General features: G+C 38.4%; 9 protein-coding genes, 2 pseudogenes and 1 riboswitch. Of the genes and pseudogenes, 9 read left to right on the plus strand and 2 right to left on the minus strand.

The features are described 5' to 3' along the window. Window positions 1-85 precede the first annotated feature (85 nt). A complete protein-coding gene (locus tag GH715_RS00005) occupies window positions 86-652 on the minus strand; it encodes a nitroreductase family protein (RefSeq protein WP_163578360.1) in 567 nt (188 codons plus the stop codon). Window positions 653-824: 172 nt separating this feature from the next. Beyond that, window positions 825-930, plus strand: a riboswitch (SAM riboswitch). Between the two features lie 74 nt (window positions 931-1,004). Between GH715_RS00005 and GH715_RS00010 the strand changes: the two genes are divergently transcribed. Together GH715_RS00010 and metE are read left to right on the plus strand one after the other, a co-directional pair. Then, window positions 1,005-2,843: a bifunctional homocysteine S-methyltransferase/methylenetetrahydrofolate reductase gene (locus tag GH715_RS00010; protein WP_153833875.1), complete on the plus strand. Its 1,839-nt coding sequence runs from the start codon at window positions 1,005-1,007 to the stop codon at window positions 2,841-2,843. Window positions 2,844-2,864: 21 nt separating this feature from the next. Beyond that, entirely contained in the window at window positions 2,865-5,138 is a 2,274-nt protein-coding gene (metE, locus tag GH715_RS00015; protein ID WP_153833874.1) for a 5-methyltetrahydropteroyltriglutamate--homocysteine S-methyltransferase, read from the plus strand. A gap of 279 nt (window positions 5,139-5,417) precedes the next feature. On the opposite strand, the gene GH715_RS00020 is transcribed toward metE, so the two are convergent. After that, window positions 5,418-10,082 (minus strand): 5'-nucleotidase C-terminal domain-containing protein, encoded by a 4,665-nt coding sequence (locus GH715_RS00020; protein ID WP_153833873.1) that lies wholly within the window; start codon window positions 10,080-10,082, stop codon window positions 5,418-5,420. 282 nt (window positions 10,083-10,364) lie between these two features. Here GH715_RS00020 and GH715_RS00025 point away from each other — a divergent pair, with 282 nt between their 5' ends. The 7 genes and pseudogenes from GH715_RS00025 to GH715_RS00055 form a co-directional block, all read left to right on the plus strand. After that, window positions 10,365-11,537, plus strand: coding sequence for a galactokinase (locus tag GH715_RS00025; RefSeq protein WP_153833872.1), 1,173 nt, complete (start codon window positions 10,365-10,367; stop codon window positions 11,535-11,537). 325 nt (window positions 11,538-11,862) lie between these two features. Further along, window positions 11,863-12,855, plus strand: a complete 993-nt coding sequence (gene galE, locus GH715_RS00030; RefSeq protein WP_153833871.1) for a UDP-glucose 4-epimerase GalE — start codon at window positions 11,863-11,865, stop codon at window positions 12,853-12,855. A gap of 1 nt (window position 12,856) precedes the next feature. Continuing rightward, window positions 12,857-14,350, plus strand: coding sequence for a UDP-glucose--hexose-1-phosphate uridylyltransferase (galT, locus tag GH715_RS00035; RefSeq protein WP_153833870.1), 1,494 nt, complete (start codon window positions 12,857-12,859; stop codon window positions 14,348-14,350). A gap of 16 nt (window positions 14,351-14,366) precedes the next feature. After that, entirely contained in the window at window positions 14,367-15,413 is a 1,047-nt protein-coding gene (locus GH715_RS00040) for an aldose epimerase family protein (protein ID WP_153833869.1), read from the plus strand. Window positions 15,414-15,586: 173 nt separating this feature from the next. Continuing rightward, window positions 15,587-17,029: pseudogene (locus tag GH715_RS00045) on the plus strand (vitamin B12-dependent ribonucleotide reductase); the annotation flags it as partial. Window positions 17,030-17,212: 183 nt separating this feature from the next. Continuing rightward, window positions 17,213-17,620: a PDDEXK family nuclease gene (locus tag GH715_RS00050; RefSeq protein ID WP_240469325.1), complete on the plus strand. Its 408-nt coding sequence runs from the start codon at window positions 17,213-17,215 to the stop codon at window positions 17,618-17,620. 61 nt (window positions 17,621-17,681) lie between these two features. Then, a pseudogene (locus GH715_RS00055) lies at window positions 17,682-18,800 on the plus strand (ribonucleoside-diphosphate reductase); the annotation flags it as partial. Window positions 18,801-18,842 lie beyond the last annotated feature (42 nt).

Raw genomic sequence — 18,842 nt, forward strand, 5'->3', positions numbered from 1 at the left:
ACAAATCCATGTTCAGTTACTGCGCAGTTTATGGATACTGTGTTCTACAGAAAAAACGCATCGGGATTCGGGCATCCGATGCGTTTTACTCTATAACGGTAATTCTTTCTTTTGCTGATGTTCTCGGAACTGGAGATAGGTTTTTGGCTGGATAACCTACCTGAATTTGTCCAACTACTCTTTCATCCTCTTTTAAGCCAATCAATTCTGCTGTTTCTTCACAGAAGGCTAGTTTTCCTGTTTTCCAAAAAGTACTTAATCCTTGTTCCCATGCTAGTAAACTAAAGTTCTGAATTAAGCAACTAGAAGAAGCATAATCCTCTTCTCTTAACTTTTCTTGTGGGTGTATGGTATTAACGACAAAAAAGATAAATGGTACATTCATAATTTTATGATAAGCATTATCGCTTACTATTTTTAACTCTTCATCTGAATTACTAGTTGTTTTGGAGACTGCTACTTGCCGGTTAATGGTTGCCAGTTTTTCTTTAGCCTCTCCTTGAATAAATACAAAGCGCCATGGTTCGGTCATTTTATGATTAGGAACCCAAATAGCTGTTTCTAATAGTTCTTCGATCAAACTTTGTGAAACCTCTTTATCTTGATAAACAGCTATCGATCGACGTCCTTTAATAAGTTGATGTAAGTTCATGGAGATATCCTCCTTGTTATTGATAATCATTTTCAACTAACTTTTATAATATCATACTTATAAGATCAGTCAAGTTATCCCGGACATCTTATACCATTATTTTCAAAATGCACTTGAAATTGGTTTGTCGTTGTTGTAAACTACTAACAAATGTTACTAACTAAATAGCTATTTCTTATCCAGAGAGGTGGAGGGACTGGCCCTACGATACCTCAGCAACCGTCATTCATTGACAAGGTGCTAATTCCAGCAAGCATGATGTGCTTGAAAGATGAGAGTCTTTTTCCAATAAATCTCCGTCTTTCTATAGCCGGAGATTTTTTTATTTTATGCAGAAGAGAGGTGAACGTTTATGTCCAACTTAATTAGTCATTTGCAAAACAAGTTAGTGGTCGCTGATGGAGCAATGGGAACGTTACTATACTCTCATGGTGTAGATCGATGTTTCGAATCTTACAACACTACCCATCCCGATGAAATCCTTCATGTTCATCAAACCTATCTTGATGCTGGAGCAGAAATCATTCAAACCAACACATACGGGGCAAATTATATCAAATTAACACGTTTTGGTTTAGAAGATCAAGTACATCAATTGAATACCAAAGCAGTTCAACTCGCTAATACTGCTGCCAAAGACCGGGCATTTGTGTTGGGAACGATTGGTGGAATTAGAGGAGTTCAAAAAATTGTAGCTTCTAAAAAGGAGATTATCCGTAGCTTTAAAGAACAACTCTTTTCACTATTACTAGAAGGTGTGGATGGCATATTACTAGAAACATACTATGACTTCGAAGAAATCAAACAAGTCTTAGAGATTGCTAGACAAGAAACAGATCTACCTATCATAGCGAATGTATCCATGCATGAACCTGGTGTGATGGAAAACGGCATCCAACTTCCCTTAGCACTCCAAACACTAGAAAATATTGGGGCAGATGTTGTAGGAGTGAATTGTCATTTAGGTCCTCACTATATGATCAAAGCATTAGAATCAGTTCCACTTCTAGAAAAGGCATTTTTGGCAGCCTATCCTAATGCAAGTCTTCCAGCTTATCAAAACGGGAAGCTAGTGTACAACCAGCATAGTCACTATTTCGAACGATGCGCGAAGGAATTCCGTGATCAAGGTGTCCGGTTAATAGGGGGATGTTGTGGTACTACACCGGAGCACATTCGTGCCCTTAAAGAAGGTGTGACAGGCTTAGAACCTATTACGGAAAAAGAAATCAAGCAAGTAACATTTACCAAAAATACCACAGAACAGCAACCCCCACTACGAACAACACTTGCAGATAAGGCTCGAAAACGACATACCGTTATTGTCGAATTAGACGCACCAAAACATTTGGATATAGCTCCCTTCATGAATGGTGTATTTGCTTTAGAAAAGGCTGGGGTTGACGCAATTACATTAGCAGATAATTCCTTAGCTACTCCACGTATTAGCAATCTAGCAATGGCTGTAAAAATGAAGCAAGCAGGTTGTCACGCAACTCCACTTATCCACTTGACATGTCGTGACCGTAACCTAATCGGACTTCAATCCCATCTAATGGGACTGCATACATTAGGACTGCATGAAATTCTAGCTATTACGGGTGATCCAACTCGTATTGGCGGTTTCCCGGGAGCATCATCGGTCTTTGATGTCACATCTTTGGAATTAACAAAACTGATTAAACAGTCTAACCAAGGGCTTTCATTTTCTGGTAGTTCTCTGAAAACAAACACTCATTTTCAGGTAGCTGCTGCATTTAATCCTAATGTAGCTAATCTCGAAAAAGCAGTAAAGAGAATGGAGCGAAAAATAAAGCATGGTGCGGACTACTTTTTGACACAGCCGATATTCAACCATGAGCAAATTATCCTATTACATCGAATGACTAAACATATTGATCAACCTATTTTCATTGGCATCATGCCACTTACCTCTCACCGAAATGCAGAATTTCTTCATCATGAAGTGCCAGGCATGAAGCTGTCTGACGAAGTACGAACAAGAATGCAGCGTCATGATAACCGCCAAGACAGTTTACAAGAGGGAATACAAATCGCCAAGGAGTTAATTACAACGGCTATGAATTATTTTAATGGTATTTATATTATTACGCCGTTTATGCATTATCCGTTAACAGTGGAACTCACGAAGTATGTTCATCAGCAAGCTAAGATAGTAACAAAAATATAAATGAAAAGGAGTTTTTACACAATGACAACAATTCTTAGTGCCAATTTAGGTTATCCGCGGATAGGGGAAAAAAGAGAATGGAAAAAAGCAATCGAAGCATTCTGGCAAGGAGACATTAGTGAACAATCACTAAAAGCACAAACCAAAAATTTACGACTTAACAACTTAAAAAAGCAAAAAGAACAAGGAATTGATCTTATTCCTACTGGGGATTTTTCATTTTATGACCATGTATTAGATACAGCTGTTGCCTTTAACATTATTCCAGAGCGATTTCAGCATCATGACCCAACAGACTTAGCTAGCTATTTTGCGATTGCTCGTGGTGAAACTAATGCTGTGGCAGCAGAAATGACAAAATGGTTCAACACCAATTACCACTATATAGTGCCAGAACTAAGCGGAACATCACCAAAATTAATCGAGAACCGAGCATTATATTATTATCAGGAAGCAAAAGAAGAATTGGACATTGACGGCAAGCCTGTCATTGTCGGACCAGTCACATTTGTCAAATTAGCAAAAGGCTATCAAGAAGATGAATTAGAAAGTTGGCTTAATCGCTTGCTTCCATTATACGAGCAAGTTCTTAACGAATTAGCAGCAGCGGGAGCAAGTTGGGTACAGATAGATGAACCAATTTTGGGTACTAACCTTTCTGAAAAGGAAATACAACTTGTGGAGCAAGTGTATCAATCGATCGACAACAATGTATCAGGAATTCAAATCATTTTACAAACCTACTTTGAGACGGTTCAACATTATCAACGTATTACTGCTCTACCAGTAAAAGGAATTGGATTGGATTTTGTACATGGTGACCACTTAGAGTTGATCCAAAAGTTTGGCTTCCCTTCTGATAAAGTTTTAGGTGCTGGTATTATTAATGGACGAAATGTTTGGCGTGCTAATTTAGAGGAAAAATATCAGTTTTTACAAAATATCCAACAAGCAGCAAACCCAGAAACATTAATTGTGCAACCTTCCTGTTCCTTATTGCATGTGCCTGTCACGAAGCATTTAGAAGAAAAGCTAGATACTGTTGTTAAAGACGGATTAAGCTTTGCTAATGAAAAGTTAGAAGAACTGCAAATCTTAACAACTGCTTTACAAGCAGGAAAACAGTCTGTTGCTGACGCATTTAAAGCAAGCCAACAAGCAATAGCAAAATTGGATCAATCGGAGTACCGCAGTCAAACACCTACTATTGCAAAACATAAAGCGAAACGGGAGATCTCTTTTGCGGAGAGAAAGAAACTTCAACAAGCATCATTAAACCTACCGTTGTTACCGACAACAACAATTGGAAGTTTGCCGCAAACACCTCAAGTAAAGCGAACAAGAACAAAATGGCGTAAAGGTGAAATCTCTGATCAAGCGTATGAAGAATTTATTGGATCAGAGACGAGAAGGTGGATTCAAATTCAGGAAGACTTAGATTTAGATGTACTCGTTCACGGTGAATTTGAACGAAACGATATGGTTGAGTATTTTGGTGAAAAATTAAAAGGCTTCGCGGTAACTGAATTTGGCTGGGTTCAATCCTACGGTTCACGTTGTGTTAAACCACCTTTATTAGCTGGAAATGTTGAGTGGGAAAAAGCGATTACTGTCAAAGAAATAGCCTATGCACAATCTTTAACGGATCGACCTGTCAAAGGTATGCTAACTGGACCTGTTACAATCTTAAATTGGTCATTTGTTCATGAAGAATTACCTCGATTCACCGTACAAGATCAAATTGCTTTAGCATTGGAAAAGGAAGTATTAGCACTTGAAGAAGCAGGAATAAACATCATTCAAGTAGATGAACCTGCATTACGGGAAGGATTACCATTAGATCGTTTAAAATGGCCAGCCTATTTTGATGCAGCTGTCAATGCTTTTCAACTTGCAACGGCAACAGTCAAATCTGAAACTCAAATTCACACGCATATGTGCTATTCTGAATTCGGTGAAATATATGAAGCTATCGATGGATTAGACGTTGATGTGATTTCTATCGAAACTTCTCGGAGTCACGGAGAAATGGTGGAAACTTTTGAGAAAAATGATTATAAGAAGGATATTGGGCTTGGTGTTTATGATATTCATAGCCCACGTGTTCCAACATTACAAGAGCTTGAAGTAAACATTAAACGTGCCTTGGAAACCATTGATGTCGAACAATTCTGGATTAATCCAGACTGCGGGCTGAAAACAAGAAGAGAAACGGAAACCATTGCCGCTCTGGAAAAAATGGTGGAAGCAGCTAAAAAAATAAGAGAGCAGTATACTACTATTAAGCAACAGTAAGATTAAATAAGAAAAACCGGGAAAGCCCACCCGGTCCTGTCCAAAGTAGTTATTTTGACATGAATAATAGGCGTAACAACCGCTGCGGCTTGCCCACTTCGCTTTCCGTGGGGCGGGCCTTCAGCTAACTTTTGTAAAGAAGTTCGCTTTACAAAAGTTAGCTTAGGCGAGAATCCGTGGAAAGGGAAGTGGAAGACAAATACCTGAATTTTATACTTTCTTACCTTACAGGAATAAAGGCTACATTCAAGATGCTGAATGTAGCCTTTTTTCATTTCCTTATAAGTTTAATTTTCTTTTGCGAATCAGCAATAATAACCCTAATGCGATTATGACGACACCTGCTACCACGTAGTTAAACATAGATGTAGCTGTATCTGGCAGCTCATTCTTTTCCGTTGATGTGTCCTCTGATGTCTCTTGATCTTCTGATCCATTGGAGTTCTCATCGTTATCATTTGAATCTCCATCGTTGTTATTGTTTTCACCATCGTCATTATTTCCATCATCGTTATTGGTATCATCATCTTCATTGTTTCCACCATTATTATTGGTATCATCATCTTCATTGTTTCCACCATTGTTATTGGTATCATCATTATCATTATTTTCATCATCTTCACTAGCTTCCATTACAGTAAAGATTGAGAAGTGAGTAGTTGTTGCTGTCACAATACCGTCTTGATACTCACCGCCAATTTCTACCCATTCATCTGTTTCCTCATTTAGGTAGAATACTTTCAAAAGGTCTGAGTTTTCCACATTTTCGTCATGGATGTTAAAGGCTAATTGAACACCTTCTGTTTCAGAAAAGTCACTTATTACAGTTTCACCTTCCACAAGGGTAAAATCATAAACAGCACTTTTCGCACCTTCTACATCTGCAAGCTTTTCGATAATAATTGTAGCATCCTGTTCCCCACTAAACACTGTTGCTGGAAACTCTAGTGTCACATCATTTTTTTTCACAGCTAAAACCGCATCTTTCTCTTTTAATTTAGTTAATTGCGATTTAGTTACTGTAATTTCTAATGGTTGATTTTCGTCAATATCCTCTACTTCAGTAAAGTCAACAATAGCTTTGCCCTTTGCTGCTACATGATCAAAAATAACATCCTTTACTTCCGCCTTATTATTTACAACATCTGGCAATGTCACTTTCGGTACCGTAGAGATACGACCCTCTGTACCATATAACAGTGGGTTGTCCTCTGTTGTTTCTAACGAAATAATATAATTCTCAAGCGCCTCTACATCAACAGGTCCTTCTTCTCGCTCAGAATCGATGGATGCGAATATACCTCTTGATGCTAAATAGCTATTGGTTGTTAAGGTATAGGTATCATTCTTTTTCACTTTCTTGCCGTTTGGAAGTGTTATAGATATCACTTTATTTGCAGCCTTATTATAGCGATATTGGAAACCAGATACACTATAATCAGAACCATTCTCAGAAAGCTGTGCATTTAAAATATCTTCTAATTCAGCACCTGTCACTTCCATTTTCACTAATGTATTGCCATGCGCTAGGATTTTTTCTAACGAAGATGTCGTGATCGGTCCAGCTAATAAGGAAGAACCAATTCCTCCACCATTTGTGACAGCAAAATCACTGTCCATTTCAAATCTCATACTGTCGGTAATTAAATTACCTAAGCCATGATCAATCCCATTCGTGTAAGTCCCAACTAAATCTTGTGCATTATAGCCAATCATTTCTCCTTCATCATCTATATCAGGAATTTCATCTGTTTGCGCAATACGCCCCTCTGGTCCGATCACTAATGGGTTTTCTTCAGACGTATCTAGAAACTTGATATAATCTACCGCAGCATCAACATCGACAGGTCCCATGATTGGATTCTCACCTAGATTTTTAATTGGCCCATCCTGTGTACCAATATAATTGTTCGTTGCCAATACATATGTTTCATCTGGATCAATCGGAGATCCGTCTGGGAAGGTAATATCTACTACATGCTGATAATCATAATTATATGTGTAGTGTAATCCGGACACACTATAATCGGATCCATAACTTGATAAATTGTCATTTAGAATAGGAATTAAATCTTTCCCTTTGATTTCCACCGACATCACATTATTAGCAAAAGGTAGAATATTAAACACTTCACCCCAAGTAATTGGACCCACATTTAAGGAGTCACGGATACCACCACCATTGTGCATCGCAAAGTCAGCATCCATCGCCCATTTCATACCATCTGCAATTAAATTACCTAAACCATGATCGCCATCATTCGTATATTGACCAGTTAATTCCTGTGCATTATAGCCAATTTCTTCATTTACAATGGACTCGATCTCAGCTTCATACTTATTAAGAATACTTTCAACAGCTGGTTCAGGCTGGTAATCGTCTTGCTTCACAAACACGACTTCTGATTCTACATCTACAATATCTTTTGTTTCACGATCAATTTGAATATCGACATCAGCAAAAGCTTTTCCATATTCCGATGCTTGAATAATCCATTTTTCATCTACAACAGCATCTACTACCTGGTGGTTATGGGCTGCAAATATAATGTCTACTGCATCGTCAGTATTTTTGGCTAAATCTGCAGCTGCTCCTGTAGCAGTTGATCCAGATTGTGTCGCTGGCATGTGTGCAAGCACAACAATAGCTTCGACACCTTGTTCCTGTAATTCATCAACTGCATCATTAACTGCTTCTGTTTCATCCGTAAATGCTACATTTTCTAAAGAAGACGGCATAACCATGTTCATTGTTTCTTGTGTATTCACACCGATAAAACCAATTTCTACACCGTCAACTTCCTGAATCGCATATGGTGGTAAATAGGTTTCACCTGTATCTTCTTGAATACAGTTGGCACAAAGCATATCAAAGTTCATTCCTTCGTAACCTTCTGTACCTAGTCCCTCAGGGTGATCGCCACCATTTACCATACGTTTCAATTCGTCTAATCCTTCATCAAATTCATGGTTTCCTACTGTACCTACATCAAAGCCCATTTCATTCATAATTTCTACGGTTGGCTCATCTTGAAGCAATCCAGAGATAGGTGAACTTCCACCAATCATATCCCCAGCATGTACAAGTAAGGTGTTCTCATTTTCTTGTTCTCGTTCTTTAATCGCTTGTGCTGTATAATCCATACGACCATAAACCGCATCTTCGCCATCAACATCTAATACATATTCCTGATCAATCTTACCGTGTAAGTCATTCATACCTAATAGTTGTACTTCCAATATGTCATCAGATGGTTCTTCACCTGTTGTTACTGGCGTATAGCCTTGTTCTTCTGCTTCTTCCGCGCTTGCAAAGAAGATACGTTTCTCTACGGGAACTTCTGCATATTCGGTTGGTTCTACATATTCTTTCGTGTCGGAGTTTCCTACATAACGATGGAAATCTCCACCTTCAGTAATGGCACGGTACGCAAATGGTAACTCTGTTAATGGGTTTTCAGGATTCCAAATACCACGTTCATTATCTATCGCTTCTTTGACTGTATCCTGATAAAGCTGATAATTATCTTCATCACCAATCGGCCAGATAAAATAGGTTGTTGCGAATCCTTCTTTAACTAATTCCAGGTTCGTATTTACGCCATCTTCATTGATGACTTCCGCTAGCAATCTACCATATTGATCAGTAGGTTCTTCACCAATTTTTAATGTTACGGTTGAACCTTCTGGTAATAATTCTTTCAAGCGCTCTGTTGCATATTGACCATGTTCTTTTTGATTTTCCTCATCTACACCATTTGCTCCATTCACATTTGTTTCAGGTGTATCAATATTAACAAAACGTACTCGATCAGACCCTAAAACTGGTGTTGTTAACCGAATGGTGTCACCATCCGAAACATACTCAACAGTGGATGTGTATTCTCCACCAGCATCTGGCGCGTCCGGTTGCTCCTCCGCTAATGATAGATCACTAGCTTTTCTAGGTAATAGTTGATAGCTGTTGTATTGACTTAAAACAGCTGTAATATCATACCATTTTCCTTCTTCTAGATCAGCAACATCCAACGTACCTTCCATCACTCTTAATGTCGTACTATTAAAGTCACTATCGATTAAAGAAATATTATATCCTCCACCAGCTGGATCAGATGGAATACTTTGAATATATCCGGAAACAGAAACTAGTTGACCTTCTAAAGGCTCTGCTACTGCTTCATCGTTTAGGTCTGCTATTGTGATAGCTGTTGGTGATGGTAGCGATTCATCATTAGAAATTACTTCTAGTTCACTAGGGATAATTTCTGTTAAACCGTTATAAGTAGCAATTTCTCCTGTTACTTGAACTCGATCTCCTTCATTTAATGTTGGAAAAGAAGATCCATCAAATGTAAAAAGATTAATACCTGCTGTTTCATCTTGGATGTATGTCGATAATTGACTGCTATTTGGATTTGCAAGATTACTAGAAGTTACCACACCTTCAATGGTTACGACACTTCCATTGCTTTGTTGACGCGCTTCTGAAATCGATAGGTTAGACGGAACCGGGTCTTCATCCTCTATTGCATCACCATCAGCAAATGTAATACTTGTTACATCTTCAATGGATTCCTGATTGGAATAAAGGTCCCTTGTACCTGTCACAATAATTTTCTGTCCTAATGCTGCTTCATTTAACTGTGGACTAAATTGATCACGTTGATCTGATTCCAACTTAACAATAATAGACGTAGCTTCAGCATTATTCTCTTCTGCTACTTTAATGGCATAGTGATTATTAAAAGGGGCTACTATATACCCTTCCATTGTCACTTCTGTATCATGGTCTTCTGCCAATGCATCAGATACAGAAATAGCCTCCGTCTCTTGTTCTTGGGCATTTACTTCTACTATAGGTATAAATGCTGTTGAGAGTTGAGTAAATACAAGTAAAAATGCCAAAAATATGCTAGATATTTTTAAGCTTGAATGTCGCTCCATTCTCTCTCCTCCTCTATTATTTTGACTATCTTCCACCCCTGATTCTATCTAATCAAGATTGATATTAATTAAACTCTGCGTAAAGTGTTTGTTAACTTTTCTAAAGATAACTAATGAGCACTAAGGTTCATTCCAATTTATGTGAAGTCTTTATAAATGACTGTTCACTTCAATCAATTATTTACATTTTTAGTCTTGTATCTGATGATGAAATCACGTACAATATAGTTAATAAATTAATTTAATTAAGTCGACAAAATATTTCAAAGGGTGAAAATGAAAATGGATGTAAACAGATTAGTTGCCAAGTTTCAAGATATGTTCCAAACAACTGAACAGCCAAGAGCATTTTTTGCACCGGGTAGAATTAATTTAATCGGAGAACACACAGATTATAACGGAGGGCATGTCTTCCCTGCTGCAATTTCCTTTGGTACGTATGCGTTAGCAGTACCAAGACAGGATCGAAAAGTACGACTCTATTCGGATAATTTTCCTGATAAAGGAATAATCGACGTTTCACTAGATGACCTTTCCTACAAAAAAGAAGACGATTGGACCAATTTTCCGAAAGGGATGATGCTTTACTTCCAAGAAGAAGGATTTAACATTGATAAAGGATTTGACGTATTATTCTACGGAAATATTCCTAACGGTGCAGGGCTCTCCTCCTCTGCTTCGATTGAACTTGTAACTGGGGTTTTATTGGAAAACCTTTACCGACTCGAGATAGATCGTATTCTGATGGTCCAACTTGGACAAAAAGTTGAAAACGATTATATTGGTGTCAACAGCGGCATTATGGATCAATTTGCAATCGGCATGGGCAAAGCAGATCACGCGATGTTATTAGACTGTGATACATTAAATTATCAATATGCACCAATAAAATTGGAAAATCATGATATCATTATCATTAACACGAACAAAAGACGTGAACTCGCTGATTCCAAATATAATGAGCGTCGCAGCCAATGTGAAGCAGCACTTGCCGACCTGCAAAAAGAACTTTCTATTAACAGTCTTGGCGAATTAACACCGGAACAATTCGAGGAAAGCCGTTCATTAATCAGTGATGAAACAAACCAAAAACGGGCAAAACATGCTGTATATGAAAATGCTAGAACGATCGATGCTTTGAAAAAGTTAAATGCTGGCGACCTCGAAGAATTTGGTCAATTAGTGAACCAATCGCATGTTTCATTACGCGATGATTATGAAGTTACAGGTATGGAGCTTGATACCATTGCCGAAACCGCCTGGCAACAAAAAGGTGTTCTTGGTGCCCGAATGACAGGTGCTGGATTTGGCGGATGTGCGATTGCTATCGTAGAAAAGACAATGGTTGAAGCTGTCAAAGCAGCCATTGGTAAAGCCTATCAAGAAAAAGTAGGTTACGCACCAACCTTTTACGTAGCAGCAATCGGAGACGGCGCTAAGGAAATAGCAATTTAGGATCAGCTGATACAAACTGGGAAGTAGCTTAGTTGCAAAGTTAACAGGACTTCTCTTCCGGGGATATCTCTCGCTGTTCCGAGGATACCTCTTTCCCTTCCCTGGATATCCTTTGCTGTTCCGGGGATATGCCCTTCTCTTCCCTGGAAATAGTCGTTTATCCTCGGAAGAGAAGAACTTTTCCTTGGAAGAGAAGCCTTTTTCCTCGGAACAGATTGGCGCTTCCGGGGATATCTCTTTTCCAAATCTATGTTACTTCACAGTTTATGAATTTTGTGAATGGTTACTATTTTAATATTTTTTAAGTTAGAAAGGATGATGACAAATGCGTATTTTAGTTTTAGGCGGAGCTGGTTATATCGGTTCACACGCTGTATACCAATTAATTGATCAAGGATATGAAGTAGTAGTGATTGATAATTTATTGACAGGACATGCGGGAGCAGTTCACCCTGACGCAACATTTTATAATGGCGATATTCGTGATATCGAATTCTTGCGCGAAGTATTTACACACGAAAAGATTGAAGGAGTACTTCATTTTTCTGCAAACTCTCTAGTAGGAGAATCAATGGAAGACCCTCTCAAATATTTTGATAACAATGTGTACGGAACCCAAGTATTACTGCAAGCAATGACAGAATTCGATATCAAACATATTGTCTTCTCTTCCACTGCAGCAACATACGGTGAACCAGAACAAGTACCAATTACCGAAACAATGCCAACAAAACCTACTAATACCTATGGTGAAACAAAATTAACGATGGAAAAAATGATGAAATGGACCGAAGCAGCTCATGGTATCCGTTTTGTATCACTTCGTTACTTTAATGTTGCCGGCGCACGAAGTACAGGTGAAATTGGTGAGGACCACCGACCTGAAACACACTTAATTCCAATTGTATTGCAAGTAGCGTTAGGTCAAAGAGAGCATATCTCTATTTTTGGTGATGACTACAATACTGCAGATGGAACCTGTATCCGTGACTACATTCATGTTGAAGATTTGATCGATGCTCATATACTAGCACTTAAATATTTAAAAGAAGGCGGAGAAAGCAATGTCTTTAACTTAGGAAGTAGCCAAGGTTTCTCTGTAAAAGAAATCATCGATGCCGCACGCAAAGTAACAAATCATGCGATTCCGGCAGAAGTAGCACCAAGAAGAGCAGGAGATCCTAGTACATTAATTGCTGCATCAGATAAGGCAAAGCGTATTCTTGGTTGGAATCCGACCAGAACTGATATTGATCGCATTATTACCGATGCATGGAATTGGCATCAGGCAAATCCAACAGGCTACAAGGAGGATTAACATGGCCAATATCTCAAGCTTAGTGAACACATTAGTCAACAAAGCTATTGAGAAAGAATTGATTCAGACCAGTGACGGAATTTATGCACGTAATCAAGTGTTAGGCCTGCTTAATGAAGCAAGTTATCAAGATGACGCGGAACTGCTAAATCTGGACATTCCAGATATTTTAGAAGAATTAGCGGAGCTAGCAGTAAACAAAGGATTAATCGAGGGTTTACTTGATGAAAGAGAACAATTAACGGCGAAAATTATGGACGTTTTTATCTCAAAACCTTCAGAAATAAACCAAACCTTTTATTTGAAATATCAAGCGTCACCAGAGCAAGCAACCGACTATTTCTATCAATTGAGTAAAGATAGTAATTACATTCAAACGAAACGGATTGCAAATAACATTCATTTCAAAACAGCATCAGATTATGGAGATTTAGACATTACGATCAACCTGTCAAAACCAGAAAAGGATCCCGAACAAATTAAGCGTGAAAAAGAAATGAAACAGGATATCGCTTATCCAAAATGTTTATTATGTGCGGAAAATGAGGGCTATGTAGGACGGATCGGCCACCCGGCACGTTCTAATCACCGGGTTATTGAAGTTCCCTTAGAAGGGGAGGATTGGTTTCTACAATATTCTCCTTATGTCTATTACAATGAACACAGTATACTCTTCGCAAAAGAACACCGGCCAATGAAAATTAATCGAGATTCTTTTGCTAGACTTACTGCTTTTGTTGAAAAATTTCCTCATTACTTCATTGGATCAAATGCTGACTTACCGATTGTTGGTGGCAGTATTTTATCACATGATCACTATCAAGGTGGTCATTATACCTTTGCGATGACAAATGCTGAAGAGGAATTCAGCTTTACATTGGACGATTTTTCCGATGTGGAAGCGATGGTGGTCAAATGGCCATTATCAGTGATTCGCTTACGCCATACTGATCGCAACACATTAGTGGATGCATCTGATTACATTTTACAAAAATGGCGAGAATATAGTGATCCTGCTGCAGATATTCTTGCTTATACAGATGATACGCCACATAACACGATCACACCAATCGCCCGCAAACGTGGCAAATTATACGAGATCGACTTGGTATTACGTAACAATCGTACAACAGATGAACACCCGATGGGCCTCTTCCATCCACATGAGGATGTTCACCATATTAAGAAAGAAAACATAGGACTTATTGAGGTGATGGGGCTTGCAGTACTTCCTCCCCGTTTAAAAGAGGAAATGGAGACAATCAAAAAACACCTGCTTGGCGAAAAGGTAACGGTTGCAGAATACCATCATGATTGGGTACAATCTATTGAAGATAGATATTCACCTATAACAAAAGACAACGTTAACAAAATTGTAGAAGATGCACTAGGACAAAAATTCGCGCGTGTCTTGGAAAATGCCGGGGTGTATAAAACAAACCAGACCGGAAGAGATGCGTTTAAACGATTTTTGTCACACTTAAATGAAAGATAACTAGGAGGAACGGGTAATGGAAGTAAAAACAGATGTAGTCCAAGTAAAAGACCAGCAATGGAAAGAGTTTACCTTAATCAATGATAATCAAATGGCTGTTTCTATCCTCAATTTTGGTGGTATCATTACAAAAATACTTGCACCAGATCGTGACGGAAAGCTGGAAAATGTCGTAATTGGCTTTGAAAACTATGAAGACTATCTTGACAATCCTGGGTTCTTTGGAGCGTTAATTGGTCGTGTAGCCGGACGAATTGAAAAGGCGCAATTTGAAGTGGATGGTAAGACATTTACACTACCGAAAAATGAAGGAGAACATCACTTGCATGGCGGTGAACCAGGATTTCATAAATCAATTTGGAAGGTCGTTCCTTTTGAAAATAATGATGAAGTAGGACTAACGCTGACATTAAAAAGCGAAGATGGTGAAAACGGCTATCCAGGGAATTTGTGGATGACAGTGACTTATACTTTGAATAATGATAATGCTTTTACGATTACCTATGAAGGTGTAGTTGATCATAAAACGGTTCTAACCAGTACTAACCATTCTTATTTTAACCTTAGCGGTAATTTGAAATCCGATATTCAAAATCATGAGATTACATTGGACAGCAGTCAATTTGTTGAATTAGATGAAGAATTAATTCCAACTGGTAATATTTTGGAAGTAGATAATACTGTCTATGATTTCCGAAATGGCCGTCTGATGAAAGATGGTGTGACATCCGATTATAAGCAAAATTTGGTGGCAAATCATGGCTATGATCACTACTTTATCTTTGACCATTCCAAACAGGAAAGTGCTGTTGTTCGTGAGAAAGAAAGTGGTCGTCAACTAACGGTGATAACCGACCAGCCTGGTGTGGTGATGTATACATCTAATAATCTGCCAGAAGGATTAGGATTACGTGAACGAGAGTCAGTACAATATTTAGGACTCTGCCTTGAAACACAAGGATCACCGGCATCAGTACATCATGAAGGATTCCCTTCCATTTGGTTAGATAAAGATGAAAAATATTTTGCCAAAACTACTTTTATTTTTGATATAATAGACTAAGGAAAAGACACTCTTTTGCCTAAGAGAGTGTCTTTTTTACGCTTTTCAATATATAGTATACATTTTTGTAAAAAAACACTATATATTGAGAAAACGTGTCGATTTTGATACGATATAATAGATTTAATTTAGTTATCATTTTCACATATATAGATAAAGGAGGCGACTACCCAATGCAATCGACGAAAGACCGGTCATTGGCAATCAATGTGGAACAGCTGAATGAGGATATTAAGGAATTTCCTCAAGTTCACCCGATTACACCTGATATGCATACCACACATAAAGGTGTATCACGACTTGTTATGCTCGACCGATACGCATTTAAAGATACAAAGAAAAAGACATTAAAAAAAGGTGACTTTGTCGTTTTAACGATTAAGGAAGACCCGAAATTCCCTGCAAGAGGTACTGGTTTCATCTTAGAAATTAATGAAACAAATGGTAAAGCCCGTATTCAGGTAGAGGAAGATTATGTTCACGTATTAGAGAAAGATGAAGAGCGTGAAACTGGCGTAATCGAACGCTCCTTAAGCACAATCGATAAACCATTAGAAGTATATTACGAACAAATTGCCAAACGTAATGCAACAGGTCTAGCAGCAGTGGAAACAACAAAAGAAAAACAAGATGAATCGTTCGAACATTTTTATCAAGAACTATCTAGCATGAATTTCGTGCCAGCCGGACGTGTCCTTTACGGTGCAGGATCTGATACCGATGTAACATACTTCAACTGTTATGTGATGCCTTTTGTAAAAGATTCACGTGAAGGTATTAGTGATCATCGCAAACAAGTAATGGAAATCATGTCACGCGGTGGTGGTGTTGGTACTAACGGATCGACACTTCGACCTCGAAACGCTCTAGCTAGAGGGGTCAATGGTAAATCATCTGGTTCTGTCTCTTGGTTAGACGATATCGCTAAATTGACACATCTAGTTGAACAAGGTGGGTCAAGACGTGGTGCTCAAATGATTATGCTAAACGATTGGCATCCTGATGTGATTGAATTCATCATCTCGAAGATGCAAAACCCGAGAATTTTACGTTATTTAATGGAAAATACCGAAGACGAAACCATTCAGCAATTAGCTAGTGACAAATTAAAGTTCACACCTCTGTCTGCTGATGAAGTACAACTATACCAAGGTGTAGTTAACTTCAAAAATATGCCTGGTCAAGGTGGATTCACTGACGCCAATATCGAAAAAGCAGAAGCAGAATTACGCGATGGCGGTTCTTACTCTGTTCACAACCCTGACTTTTTAACAGGTGCAAACATTTCGGTTTGTATTACCGATGAATTTATGGAAGCTGTTGAAAATGATCTGGAGTACGATTTACGTTTCCCTGATGTTGAAAATTACAATGCTGAGGAAATGGAATACTACAACAAGCATTGGCATGAAGTTGGCGACGTTAGAGAATGGGAAAAACTAGGTTTCGGTGTAAAAGTTTATAAACGCATCAAAGCAAAGGAATTGTGGGACTTAATTAACGTCTGTGCCACTTACTCTGCTGAACCAGGTATTTTCTTCCTAGACAATGCCAATAAGAAAACAAACGCCACTGCATATGGACAAAAAGTAGTAGCGACAAATCCATGTGGTAAAATAGCATAGTTTGCCTCATGTAAAACACTGCGGAATGAAGCGGGGAGGCTGTGATGCTAACCCGAACCGAAGGCTAAGGTAAAAAATTGGTCAGGGGCAACGCATACTCGGTGATCCTACTTTAGTAGACTATAATCCGGGCAAGAGGCCGCAGCATTGTACACAACTGCCTTATATAATTAAATGAATTTATATAGAGGTAAAAAAATGAATAGAGGGTATGCAGGGTTTTATAAAGGATATTATTTAAGAAGCTCCTATGAATATGCATATGCCAGATACCTTGACTATCAAAAGATAAGCTGGAAATACGAAGTTAGATCCTTTGATATAGGGTACAAAATTTATAAACCAGATTTCTTTTTATACGATCAAAACGGTTTGCTTATAGAAATTGTAGAAATAAAATCCCGAAATAAAGAAGCAAAAGAAACCGCAAATACATCCCTATCTCCACTTTTAAAGGAAATATATGAGCGTTTTGATGTAAAAGACTTTCGGGTAATATCTAAGGCAGTCTTTGGTGAAGATCGTGGAAGAAAAGAATTATTAAAATTCATGAAAAAGGTGTGCAATGAAAAGGTATGCTGAACTTACACGAAAGTGAAGTGTAAGAACTAAAGGATAAAAAGCCTTTAGGATAACAATATTGGAACAACCCCTCGCTCCGTATTCTGTATGCAATTTAGCAGCAGTTAACTTAGCGAATGTAGCGGACAAAGAGAAGAAAGCACCCGACTTTGATAAACTAAAACAAACGGTCGAAATCGGTGTACGGATGCAAGATAATGTGATTGACTCCACACCTTACTTCCTAGAAGAAAACCGTGTACAAGCTCTAGGTGAGCGACGTGTTGGTTTAGGTGTGATGGGACTTCATGACTTACTAATTTACTGTGAATCAGAGTACGGTTCCAAAGAAGGTAATGAATTAGTAGATAAAATATTCGAAACCATTGCGACAACCGCTTATCGCACATCTATCGAATTAGCAAAAGAAAAAGGAAGCTTCCCATTCTTAGTTGGTGAAACAGAAGAAGAAACGAGAAACTTACGTGAAAACTTTGTCTCTACCGGTTATATGCAAGATATGCCGGAAGATATTCGTGAAGGTGTCTTAAAATACGGTATTCGCAACTCACACTTATTAACTGTTGCACCTACAGGATCAACTGGTACGATGGTTGGTGTTTCTACCGGACTTGAACCTTACTTCTCTTTCACCTACTATCGTAGCGGAAGATTAGGGAAATTTATCGAAGTGAACGCAGATATCGTTCAGGAATATTTAGACAACAATCCAGAACAAGATCCAGATCATTTACCGAAGTGGTTCGTAACAGCAATGACCTTATCACCAGAAGCACATGCTGATACGCAATGCGTAATTCAACGTTGGGTAGATAGCTCTATTTCTAAGACGGTCAATGCACCCAAAGGATATAAAGTCGAACAAGTAGAGCAAGTGTATCGTCGTCTATACCGTGGTGGTGCAAAAGGTGGCACGGTTTATGTAGATGGAAGCCGTGATTCCCAAGTCTTAACATTAAAAGCAGAAGAAAATAACTTCTCAGAACAAACCGAACTATTTGAAGATGAAGAAAAGAAAGTAGTTATCGTTGATACAGTAAACGAATTAGACAAAACAGACATGTCCATCGGATCAGAAGTTGGTGACACATGCCCTGTCTGCCGTAAAGGTAGTGTCGAAGATATCGGTGGCTGTAATACATGTACAAACTGTGGTGCTCAACTTAAATGTGGATTGTAAATAGGAAACCCGCTTCGATCTGAAGCGGGTTTTTGTGATAGT

The organism is Gracilibacillus thailandensis, assembly GCF_010994055.1.
Taxonomy (GTDB): domain Bacteria; phylum Bacillota; class Bacilli; order Bacillales; family Amphibacillaceae; genus Gracilibacillus; species Gracilibacillus lacisalsi.

What these genes read in the sequence shown, in the direction of transcription:
- GH715_RS00025 (WP_153833872.1), top strand. Translation starts at nt 10,365, where the DNA reads ATGGATGTAAACAGATTAGTTGCCAAGTTTCAAGATATGTTCCAAACA.
- GH715_RS00050 (WP_240469325.1), top strand. Translation starts at nt 17,213, where the DNA reads ATGAATTTATATAGAGGTAAAAAAATGAATAGAGGGTATGCAGGGTTT.
- GH715_RS00040 (WP_153833869.1), top strand. Translation starts at nt 14,367, where the DNA reads ATGGAAGTAAAAACAGATGTAGTCCAAGTAAAAGACCAGCAATGGAAA.
- GH715_RS00005 (WP_163578360.1), bottom strand. Translation starts at nt 652, where the DNA reads ATGAACTTACATCAACTTATTAAAGGACGTCGATCGATAGCTGTTTAT.
- galT (WP_153833870.1), top strand. Translation starts at nt 12,857, where the DNA reads ATGGCCAATATCTCAAGCTTAGTGAACACATTAGTCAACAAAGCTATT.
- metE (WP_153833874.1), top strand. Translation starts at nt 2,865, where the DNA reads ATGACAACAATTCTTAGTGCCAATTTAGGTTATCCGCGGATAGGGGAA.
- GH715_RS00010 (WP_153833875.1), top strand. Translation starts at nt 1,005, where the DNA reads ATGTCCAACTTAATTAGTCATTTGCAAAACAAGTTAGTGGTCGCTGAT.
- GH715_RS00020 (WP_153833873.1), bottom strand. Translation starts at nt 10,082, where the DNA reads ATGGAGCGACATTCAAGCTTAAAAATATCTAGCATATTTTTGGCATTT.
- galE (WP_153833871.1), top strand. Translation starts at nt 11,863, where the DNA reads ATGCGTATTTTAGTTTTAGGCGGAGCTGGTTATATCGGTTCACACGCT.